Source organism: Streptomyces sp. NPDC030165 (assembly GCF_055573595.1).
Genome location: NZ_JBVIBD010000057.1, coordinates 1 through 8932 on the forward strand (window position 1 = coordinate 1; position 8932 = coordinate 8932).

Here is an 8932-nt window from a genome sequence, read left to right on the forward strand (position 1 = left end):
GCGCCGGTCACCATGGGGTCTTCGGCCGGGCCGTCCACATGCCCCCGCGGGATCACCAGGACGTGCCCCTTGGTCACCGGTTCGATCGGCACGATGGCGATGGCGTCCGGCCAGCGGGCCAGGACCGTGGCCGGGGCCAGGCCCGCGACGATGTCGCAGAACGGGCAGGTGGTGGCGGTCACGACTCCCCCCTCGGCACGATCTTGAACATGTCACCGTGCGCGGCGTACACCACATGCACGTCCTCGCCCGCCGCGCGGAGGACCTCCACCGCGGCATCGAGGATCATCGTGGCGCGCGGGTTGCCCGCGGGGAGCTGACGTGGGACGGAGACCGGGGCGGTGGGGGTCATGACGTCACCGCCGCATCCGCCTGCTGCGCGAGGCGCCGGATGTCGGCGGCGTGCGCAGCCAGCTGGTCAGCGAACGCGAGAGCCGCCTCGCGATAGAGGGCAGCATCCTCACCGCAGCCGTCCGGGTCGACCGCCAGGTACACGCGGCCCCGGTCCTCGTCGGTGGCGAACGGCCACTGGACAAGCCGGGCCACCATCACCGTCTCGGTGCCGCCGCCGTACAGCGGCATCGCCATCTGCACCCGGGCGCCCTCGTGGCGCACGTCCTCCAGGTGGCGCGGGTTCTCGGCGGCGTGGTTGACCGTGCACCACTCCTGCGGGCAGCTGACGCGGACCGGGACGCCACGGACCGAAGTGACGACGAGGTGAGGCGCCTCAGCGGCCGGAGTCAGGGTGTACGGGGTGGGGGCGTCGGCGATGGCCCACACCTGTGACGCGGGGGCTACGGGCAAGCCCGTAGACTGCGGAATAGCCATCAGGGGTCCCTTCAGAGAACCTGGTGGTTAGGCCCTGGCCTGGGAGTGGAGTCCCAGAGTCGGGGCCGTTTTCATTTGTGGCGTGCTGGTGGAGCAGCACTGCCACCCCTTCAGCCGGTGGAGCGGCCGGAGTGGCACTCCACTCAAAGTAGCGCCATCCATGGACCGTGGCAATCCACTGTGGGAAGATTCCTCCATGCCAGCCGGAGTCCACCTCAAATCAGCCCGCACCTTCCGCCCCGAGAGCCCAGAGCTGTACGAGCGCGCGAAGACGGCTGTTGAAGCGGTCGACTCCAACATGAACAAGCACATCAACGCGTTCCTGCGCTGGCTGACGCACGAGACTGACGAACTTCCCGATCGGCCAGCTAAGCCCTCAGGGCGGGCCAGACCAAGCGAGAACCACCCGAAATCGGTGTAGGCCTTTCCCGTAACTGATCTCGTCACAACGACGTCCTCTCGGATTGGCGACGGAACCGAGAACAGAACATCGCCTACCGCTGGTGTGACGGGAGCCTGAGAGTCGATCATTCACAGGTCACTCATACGCACAGCAGGGGGACCCGATGCCTGCAGAGCAAGGCCCGGCCGAAGCGTTCATCGCGGAGCTGAAGCGCTGGCGGGATGTGCGGGGCCGGTCGCAGTCGGCACTCGCCAAGGCGGTCGGATACGCACCGTCCTACGTGTCGAAGGTGGAAAGCGGGCAGCAGCGCCCCAGCTTCGCGTTCGCGGATGGGGCCGACACAGCGCTCCGGGCGGGCGGCGCGATCCGGCGGGCATATCACGACCTCGAAGCGCACGGCCGGCCCGAGCCCGCGGTGCACCGCCAGACGAGCGGGAGCGGGGAGCCGCACACGGCGAATCTGATCGTCGAGCACGAGGACACGTCGCTGCACTATGACGGCCGCGTCTACCGGGCCACGCAGCGGCGTCGGCTCTACAACGACAGCGCCGACCCGATCGCCCGCTACCTGATCCGCGTCTCCGTCGACCGCTACCCCGGCAACCCGGAGCGATCCAATCAGCACTATCGCGAGAACCCGCTTACCTGGGAGGAGATCGGACTCACGGCCAGCATCGGCGGAGAGCCGATCGGCTGGCGCGTGCAGCACGACCGCGACGCGTTCAAAGAGCTGTGGCTGCTGTTCGAGAACGAGAACGGTCGGTACCCGCTGTACCCGGGCGAGTCGGCTTGGCTGGAGTACAGCTACACGGTGTCGGATGAGAAGTGGGGCACGTGGTTCCAGCGGGCGGTACGGCTGCCCACCCAGCGCCTCGGTGTGCGACTGGACTTCCCGACCGACCTTGACCCTGTGGTGTGGGGTACGGAAACCACCATGACGGCTGCTGCGTTCCCCTTCAGGAACCCGATCCGGTCCGCAACCGAAGGTGACCGCCGGGTGTTCTCCTGGAGTACCGAGGATCCGCCGCTGCACGCCCGGTACCGCCTGGAATGGAAGTTCCGCGCCCGCCCGACCGAGGAGCCCGCCCTGACCACCACCGAAGACACCGCCAGCGCCCGGATGGCCGCAATCGGTATCGTCCAGGAAGGCGACCCGATCCTGACGGCGCCGTCGCGCCGGTTCTCCCTGCCCGACGAGGCCGAAGACGCTCGTCGCGTCGTGGCCGAGCTGCACTCCGCCGCCGACCGCGCGGCCGGCGTACACAACTTCGGCAAGGGAATGGGCATCGCTGCCCCGCAGATCGGCATCGACCGGGCCGCTGCGATCGTCCGCACCCCCGAGGGTGAGGCGATCACGCTGCTCAACCCGAGGATCATCGAGGAATCGCCCCAGTTCGACGAGCAGTACGAAGGGTGCCTCTCCTTCTTCGATGTTCGCGGCATGGTCCCCCGGCCGCTGTCCATCAGCGTCGAGCACACCGACGTCGACGGCCAGCAGCGAATCACGATCTTCGAGCGGGGGCACGCGCGGCTCGTTGCCCATGAGGTCGACCACCTGCACGGGATGCTGTACCGCTTCAAGATGCGGCCCGGCGTCGAGCCGATCCCGGTGTCCGAGTATCGCGGGACGGGCCGCAGTTGGCAGTACGGGCCGGCGCGGTGAACACCGCCGAGCCTGGTGTCGCTGCCGCGGTCATCGTCCATGGCGGTCGAGTGCTGCTGATCCGTCGCCGGGTGCCCGAGGGCGTCCTCGTGTGGCAGTTCCCCGCGGGCGCCATTGAGGCAGGCGAGAGCGCCGAGCAAGCTGCCGTCCGCGAGACGCTGGAAGAAACCGGGCTCACCGTCGAGGCCATCAAGCCGATCGGCGAGCGCATCCACCCGAAAACGGGCCGGCTGATGTCGTACACCGCCTGCTCGGTGGTCTCCGGCGAGGCGCACGTGGCGGACGCCGAGGAACTCGACGCCATCGCCTGGGTATCGCACTCCGAGATCAGCGAGTACGTGCCCTACGGACTGTTCGGACCGGTGCAGGAGTACCTTGATGACGCCCTTCTCACGACCGGCTGAGGAGAATGGTCGAACGGCCGAGCCCACCGCCCTCTACCGCCTGTTCGGCGATCGAGACGAGCTGCTGTATATCGGGGTCACCCGAGACCCCAAGGCTCGATGGAAACGACACGCGATGTTCCAACGCTGGTGGCCCCAGGTGGTCCGCAAGGAACTGGAATGGCTTCCGTCGTTCAGACAAGCCGCACAGGCCGAAGAGGTTGCGATCCACGCGGAGACGCCTCGGCACAATGGAACGCACAACTACCCCTTGGTCGCCTTCCGCCCTGATCAATGGCCGAGCCTCAGCGCACGCCGCGGCAAGGTCGAGGCTCTGGTCACCCTGATCCGCGCAGAGATCGATGCGGGGCGATGGGCTGCAGGCTCGAAGATTCCGAGCTGTAAGCAGCTCGCACAGGCCACAGGTGTTAGCTCATCGTCCGCAACACTTGCGGTTCGGGCGCTGCAGTACGAGGGCTGTCTGCAATACCTGCACGGCTTCGGCATGTTCGTCGCAGGCGAGCAGAAGATCCAGCGCCGCAACCGAGTTGCCGCTCCAGCCCCGGAAGCGCGCAGCGGCAACGCGGCCTGAGCACAACAGCGAGCCCCCGGCCGGAAACCCTGGCCGGGGGCGCGTCGTGTCCAGAGTGCTCGGCTGCCACTGCAGTGTCCGGAGCCCGGCCATCTCTGCCGGCGGCAGTACCGGAACGGCGCGACCTGACGCGTTGGGGTCCGAGGGTGTTAATTCGCGGTGTTTACACCCGTCCCCCTGGCCGCGCTGTCGCTCGCCGAGAAGGATCGTCTGCGGCGGCCATCCCCATCCACCGTTCCATCCAACCCTGAGGGCGCCAGGCGGTGCCGAGAATGGGAAGAATGTGCACGGAAGGGGTGTTTCTAGGGCAAATCACTCCCGAAATTTAGGGGGTGGCCCCTGGTGGCGCTTCGCGTCGACGGCGGGACGGGGGCGCAGTGTCGGCGAGGCGGTCGAGCACCCCTCAACGTTAAGGGGTGGTCATGGTCGGGGCGGGAGCGGAGACCGGGCGGGCAGCGACTCCACAGGGCAGTGAGTCACGTGACTCACTGCCCTGTGGTTCGGGAGGAGGCAGCACCTCACACGAGGCACTGTGACGTAGCGCCGAGCGCCTACCAACGTTGATAGGTGGGTAAGGCTCACCCCCGAAGCTTTCGGGGGTGGCTCTGGTCCCAACTCGCTCATTATCCCGGGTGAGCGCTTGGGACTACCTGGAGGTTTGTGATGTTCCGAAGCTACCGGCCAGCGGCCAGCCTCCGCAGGACTTCGAAGGTCTTTGGACCCGCAGGCCGACGGCAAGTGCAGGGTGGCTTTACCGCCGACCACCATCCTCTGAATTCAGTGGGTGGTAGCCCTGGTCGGAAGCTGCCGGACCACGCCTTAACGAAGGTCGGGAATTGTCTTTGAACTGGGGAGGGCAGGGATGGTCGCAGCGTCAGCGACTCGGTCATAACACCGCGACTTTACGGGGTACTCTCGGCCGGGCTGGCCCAACCCAGGGCAGTGAGTCACGTGACTCACTGGGGGTGAGTCCGGGATCCGAGGAAGCCCCCGGCAGCGTTGCGGGCTGAGCTGTGCGGCGCGGTTTTCCGAAACTTGCCTTATGGGAAACCACTTAGCCGAGCTACCGGAGGCGGAAATGGGCGACTGAACATCTATTGATGACCTCCTGCGCATCTATTGATGTACAGGAGGTCATCAATAGATGTTCAGGAGGCCACCTAGAGCCACAGGCGGAATATGACATTCCGCCAAGAGAAAGTTGCGAGCGCCCTCACAAGAATGCAATGCTGCCCCGCAGCGAATTTCCCCGACAGGAGGTTCCCGGTGTCAAACCTCGACGTAAGCGACCACAATGATCGTGCCGAGTGTGGTGGCGTAGTAGATAACGCGCACACCGCCCTGCTCGTATTCGCGCAGGGGGCTGTCGGCAAGGGGCCGGCCGACGGCCGGGTCGGCGGCAATGACATCGAGGACGGGGTCGAGCCGCGCAAGGTCGTCGTCGGTGAGGGCGGCGAGCTGGCGTTCGGCGGTCTCATGGAAGGTGACGAGAGCGCGGCGCTCAGGCAACGCCGTGGGCCGTATCTTCGTGGGGCGGGAGGCCGCGTTCGGCGCGGATGTCGTCCCAGGTGCGGCAGTGGTCGAGGTCGACGCCTTCGTCGGCGAGTTGGAGCAGCGCGTAGGCGAGGGCCGGGTCCTGGGGGAAGGCGTCGCGTGCGGCACGCCGCATGGAGTCGGCTTCGTCGGGGTCGAACACGATCCGGGCCATGGGGTCCTCCTGGCACTGGTACCGGCTCGACGGTAGCGCAGGAGGCCCTGAGGGGAGCTTCGAAAGGCGCCTCAGCAGGGGCGAGTATCCGCCATATAACGAGCTTGTCACACCCGCGCGATGGAGTCCCATCCCGAACCCTGGAGGGCGCTCGCGATACGACTCTCACGGCAGCGGGACGTGGTTGCGCATCACAACACCGCTGGTCAGGCAAGAGGAAGGTGGCCAATTAAACACCACTGTTCACAAAAGGCAAGTGTACACCATGTCCGACGCGTATGCCCTATATGCGCGTCATATGCATAACGGTCGATCGGTTCCAGATCTCGTCGGACATGCACGGCCGGTTCTCACCTGTCGACTAGCGTCCCGATCCGTCGGCGGTCATCGCCACCCCATCGCAACGGCCGGGGTGGTCTACACCCCGGCCGCCGAGACCAGCGGTTGCAGCCGCTGATCAACGAGTCCCAACTCTCACGAAAGGACTTCGTCATGAAGTCTACGAGCAACCCGCTGCCCTCCGTCCACGTGGGCAGCGACATCCCGGCCGACTCCGCCGCCGGCGGCCCCCTCCCCCGGCTGGCCGCCACTTCCGTCCGCGGTGTCCCGGTACGCGTGGAGTGCCCGGACTGGTGCGTGACGGATCACGCCGCCGAGGATCTGGCATTTCTGGACGACGTGCACCACTACGGCCCCGCGATGGGTGTGACGGTGCCGGCGTTCGGCGGCGGCACGGAGACGGTGATGGTGGCGCACCTCGCGCTGTGGCCCGCGGACGGCAAAGGCACCTACGTGGCCGTGGACGTCGACGGTTCCGGCGAGGTCTCGCCGCTGCACCGCGAGGCGCTGCTGGCGCTCGCTGACCAGCTGACGTCACACGCTGCGCACTTCCGCCACCTGGCTCCGCTGGCCGATTCGGCCGCCTGACCGTCCCGATCCGCGGCGGCGCCACCGGCGTCGCCGCCTGGCCCTGTAGGGCATCGGCGAGGGGCCGTTGATGGTCTGGTACCAGGAACAGCGCACGACGCGGCTGGTCATCATCGCCCGCGTACAGCACTTGCCCGTGTAAACGCGACTACGCCCCTGCCCAGTGATGGCAGGGCGTTCGTCGTTTCCCGTCAAGTGAGGGCTGCCCGGCCGGCGTCGGTGACCTCCACCAGGTCCGGGCGTTCCCCGTTCGCCGGGTGCACCACCCGCACCAGTTCCTTCTCCCACAGGCTCACCGACGCCCCGTACAGCGCGAGCTGCCCATTCGTCCATGCGACCCGGACCGGGTCGTCATCCGGAGCGTGGATGTCGGGCCTGGGGTACGAGCTGACGCGGTCGAAGAAGTCGGACATCGCCACCGGCCCGTCGGCCTGGGAGATCAACAGCAGCAGGTTGCGTTCATCGTCGCTCAGAGACATGCGCCGAGCGTGGAGCCCTTGCCGTCACTCCGGCACACACGCCCGACGCCACCTAGTCTGGCTCTCCATGCATCGGAGGGGGCAGGGTGAACGAGGAACACACCGCACAGCCATCGCAGGAGGACCTGAACAGCCGACAAGGTCTGGACGCGGCGGATGCTGAGGAACGCCAGCCGCCCCTCAGCGTGCCGGGCCCGGCCGACTGGCAGGAGCAACTGCACCTGGCCGTCGGATGCGCGAACTCCGCGCACGACATGCTCGAGAACGGCGACTGGGGACAGATCAACGCGTTCGCCAATGTGGCCCGCGCCTACGCCGCCATCGCCGCCGTGGCGCAGCGCGTGACAGTGCAGCACGAAACCAGCACCGCACCTGCACACGAGGCCAGCTCTGAGCCCAGCAGCGCGGAATCCCTGGTGGCGCGAACACAGTTGCTCGCCGGTGTCGGCCTCACACCGCTGCTCACACAGGCCCAGCTCGAGGCGTTCTACGGCGTCTCGGACTGGACCGTGAACCAGTGGGTCAAGCGGGGGTGCCCCGTCGAACCGACCCCGTTCCGCGGCCGACGCTTCGACCTGGACCACGTGAAGACGTGGGTCGCTGAGGACGCGGCGGCCGACGACTGACCCCTCGGCGGGGCTGCCCGATGTGCACTGCCGCAGCGGCACCCGTGACCGTGCGATCCGCTGGCTCGTTCTTCCAACATGACAGCTCGCCGCTACACGTACCCCGAAGCCGCGGAAGTGCTCCGCGTCGAGGAGCGGTGGCTGCGCCGCCACATCAACGATCTCCCGCACAGCCGAAAGGGCAAGGTCGTGACGTTCACGGACGACGACCTCGACCGCATCGACGCCATGCATCACCACGAGCCCACGGCCGGCCCGCCGACGCCGTCGTCCTATGTCGGGCACCCGCTGGCGGATCTCAAGCCATTGGCGGCACGCAAGAAGACCCGGGGCTGAGCAGCAATGAGCCCCCGCCCGATCCGGGCGGGGGCTTCGTCACGTCAGGGCAGGTAGGTGAGTTTGAAGCCGTAGAGGTGGCGTCTCGCGCGGTTGATCGAGTAGACGAGGACGACTTTGCCGACGCTGGCGCACCGGATGTCTTCGCCTTCGGGGTCGGTGTCGTCCCACTGCGGCCAGCCCCACGGGTTGCGCCCGGCGATGTCCAGGATGTCGCGGACGGTCTCCCGGACGTGCTCACGCACTTCGGGGGCGAGGCTGTCGATGCACGTCTGGACCTTGTGGGCCAGGAGGTGTGGCCATGGGTCGTTCACGGGCGTGGGCCGAGGATCTGTTCGCTGGGGACGCCGTCGCTGTCGTCGCAGCCGGAGGCTTTGAAGACGCGGACGGCGGGCGCGGTGGCGAGGCGGGCCTGCCAGGTGCGGATGACGCGGTGGGCGGGGGTGAGGCTGCCGGTTTCGCGGGCGTCTTCGAGGGCGTGGCGCCAGTCGCGCTCAAAGGCCGGCTCCCAGCGCTCCCGTTCGGGGGCCTGCAGGATCTCGGCGCGGATGGACGCTGCCGCTCCGGGCGGCGGGAGGGGTTCGCCGTGCGGCTCGACGGGCTGCGCGCTCATGCCGTCCTCCAGGTCTGGATAGGACACCACATTAGCGATACCTGTTGCGTACGTACCAGGTAAACGGGAAGCGGGCAGCCTCGTAACTCCCCAGGCCCCGCCCCGTTACTCCTCCCGTGACGGATGACGACCTGGACGCCCTGCACGCCCTCCTGGACACCGAGGACCCGCGCCTGCCGCTGGTGACGGCGGGTGAGGCGCGGGCCGCGGTGGCGCTGCTGGCGCATTACGGGCGGGGCAAGGGCGAGGCGGCGCGGCTGGCCCGCAGGTGGTCGGCGAACGTGGCGCGGCGGCTCGCGGCGGGGTAAGGGGCGCCCCTCTGCCCGGCGGGGCGGAGGGGCGCGAGGCGGTCACTTCGGCAGCGGGAAGTTCGC

At 67.8% G+C, this 8932-nt stretch carries 16 protein-coding genes; 8 read left to right on the forward strand and 8 right to left on the reverse strand.

Annotated features, from left to right (window positions below):
• From ACZ4Z1_RS41815 to ACZ4Z1_RS41825, 3 genes are all read right to left on the reverse strand, one after another.
• On the reverse strand, positions 1 to 182 hold a 182-nt coding region (locus tag ACZ4Z1_RS41815; RefSeq protein WP_468491958.1), incomplete at its 3' end, for an HIT family protein.
• Positions 179 to 352: a hypothetical protein gene (locus tag ACZ4Z1_RS41820; RefSeq protein WP_468491959.1), complete on the reverse strand. Its 174-nt coding sequence runs from the start codon at positions 350 to 352 to the stop codon at positions 179 to 181. The genes ACZ4Z1_RS41820 and ACZ4Z1_RS41815, both read right to left, overlap by 4 nt.
• The gene (locus tag ACZ4Z1_RS41825; protein WP_468491960.1) at positions 349 to 804 is read right to left on the reverse strand and encodes a DUF6907 domain-containing protein; all 456 of its coding nucleotides are present in this window, start codon (positions 802 to 804) and stop codon (positions 349 to 351) included. The genes ACZ4Z1_RS41820 and ACZ4Z1_RS41825 overlap by 4 nt, the downstream gene beginning before the upstream one ends.
• 184 nt (positions 805 to 988) lie before the next feature.
• Between ACZ4Z1_RS41825 and ACZ4Z1_RS41830 the strand changes: the two genes are divergently transcribed.
• From ACZ4Z1_RS41830 to ACZ4Z1_RS41845, 4 genes are all read left to right on the forward strand, one after another.
• Positions 989 to 1249: a hypothetical protein gene (locus tag ACZ4Z1_RS41830; RefSeq protein WP_468491961.1), complete on the forward strand. Its 261-nt coding sequence runs from the start codon at positions 989 to 991 to the stop codon at positions 1247 to 1249.
• A gap of 145 nt (positions 1250 to 1394) precedes the next feature.
• Positions 1395 to 2894, forward strand: a complete 1500-nt coding sequence (locus tag ACZ4Z1_RS41835) for a peptide deformylase (protein WP_468491962.1) — start codon at positions 1395 to 1397, stop codon at positions 2892 to 2894.
• Entirely contained in the window at positions 2891 to 3298 is a 408-nt protein-coding gene (locus ACZ4Z1_RS41840; protein ID WP_468491963.1) for an NUDIX hydrolase, read from the forward strand. The genes ACZ4Z1_RS41835 and ACZ4Z1_RS41840 overlap by 4 nt, the downstream gene beginning before the upstream one ends.
• Positions 3273 to 3869 carry a GntR family transcriptional regulator gene (locus ACZ4Z1_RS41845; protein ID WP_468491964.1) on the forward strand — a complete coding sequence of 199 codons (597 nt, stop codon included), beginning with the start codon at positions 3273 to 3275 and terminating at the stop codon, positions 3867 to 3869. Before ACZ4Z1_RS41840 ends, ACZ4Z1_RS41845 begins: the two co-directional genes overlap by 26 nt.
• Positions 3870 to 5138: 1269 nt before the next feature.
• Here the strand turns inward: ACZ4Z1_RS41845 and ACZ4Z1_RS41850 are convergent.
• Together ACZ4Z1_RS41850 and ACZ4Z1_RS41855 are read right to left on the reverse strand one after the other, a co-directional pair.
• Positions 5139 to 5378 carry a type II toxin-antitoxin system RelE family toxin gene (locus tag ACZ4Z1_RS41850; protein WP_468491965.1) on the reverse strand — a complete coding sequence of 80 codons (240 nt, stop codon included), beginning with the start codon at positions 5376 to 5378 and terminating at the stop codon, positions 5139 to 5141.
• On the reverse strand, positions 5371 to 5577 hold the full coding sequence (locus ACZ4Z1_RS41855; RefSeq protein WP_468491966.1) for a hypothetical protein: 207 nt from the start codon (positions 5575 to 5577) through the stop codon (positions 5371 to 5373). Before ACZ4Z1_RS41855 ends, ACZ4Z1_RS41850 begins: the two co-directional genes overlap by 8 nt.
• A gap of 492 nt (positions 5578 to 6069) precedes the next feature.
• Here ACZ4Z1_RS41855 and ACZ4Z1_RS41860 point away from each other — a divergent pair, with 492 nt between their 5' ends.
• Positions 6070 to 6504 carry a DUF6907 domain-containing protein gene (locus ACZ4Z1_RS41860; protein ID WP_468491967.1) on the forward strand — a complete coding sequence of 145 codons (435 nt, stop codon included), beginning with the start codon at positions 6070 to 6072 and terminating at the stop codon, positions 6502 to 6504.
• 191 nt (positions 6505 to 6695) lie between these two features.
• Here ACZ4Z1_RS41860 and ACZ4Z1_RS41865 read toward each other — a convergent pair whose 3' ends face one another.
• Positions 6696 to 6983, reverse strand: coding sequence for a hypothetical protein (locus tag ACZ4Z1_RS41865; RefSeq protein WP_468491968.1), 288 nt, complete (start codon positions 6981 to 6983; stop codon positions 6696 to 6698).
• 86 nt (positions 6984 to 7069) lie between these two features.
• On the opposite strand from ACZ4Z1_RS41865, the gene ACZ4Z1_RS41870 reads away from it, so the two are divergent.
• Complete coding sequence (locus ACZ4Z1_RS41870; RefSeq protein WP_468491969.1) at positions 7070 to 7609, forward strand: hypothetical protein; 540 nt, start codon at positions 7070 to 7072, stop codon at positions 7607 to 7609.
• A 78-nt stretch (positions 7610 to 7687) separates the two neighbouring features.
• Positions 7688 to 7945 (forward strand): helix-turn-helix domain-containing protein, encoded by a 258-nt coding sequence (locus ACZ4Z1_RS41875; protein ID WP_468491970.1) that lies wholly within the window; start codon positions 7688 to 7690, stop codon positions 7943 to 7945.
• A 44-nt stretch (positions 7946 to 7989) separates the two neighbouring features.
• On the opposite strand, the gene ACZ4Z1_RS41880 is transcribed toward ACZ4Z1_RS41875, so the two are convergent.
• Positions 7990 to 8259 (reverse strand): hypothetical protein, encoded by a 270-nt coding sequence (locus ACZ4Z1_RS41880; protein WP_361877770.1) that lies wholly within the window; start codon positions 8257 to 8259, stop codon positions 7990 to 7992.
• Positions 8256 to 8588 carry a DUF6247 family protein gene (locus ACZ4Z1_RS41885; RefSeq protein WP_468491971.1) on the reverse strand — a complete coding sequence of 111 codons (333 nt, stop codon included), beginning with the start codon at positions 8586 to 8588 and terminating at the stop codon, positions 8256 to 8258. The genes ACZ4Z1_RS41880 and ACZ4Z1_RS41885 overlap by 4 nt, the downstream gene beginning before the upstream one ends.
• Before the next feature lie 86 nt (positions 8589 to 8674).
• Between ACZ4Z1_RS41885 and ACZ4Z1_RS41890 the strand changes: the two genes are divergently transcribed.
• Positions 8675 to 8866, forward strand: a complete 192-nt coding sequence (locus tag ACZ4Z1_RS41890; protein ID WP_468491972.1) for a hypothetical protein — start codon at positions 8675 to 8677, stop codon at positions 8864 to 8866.
• The last annotated feature ends 66 nt before the right edge of the window (positions 8867 to 8932 follow it).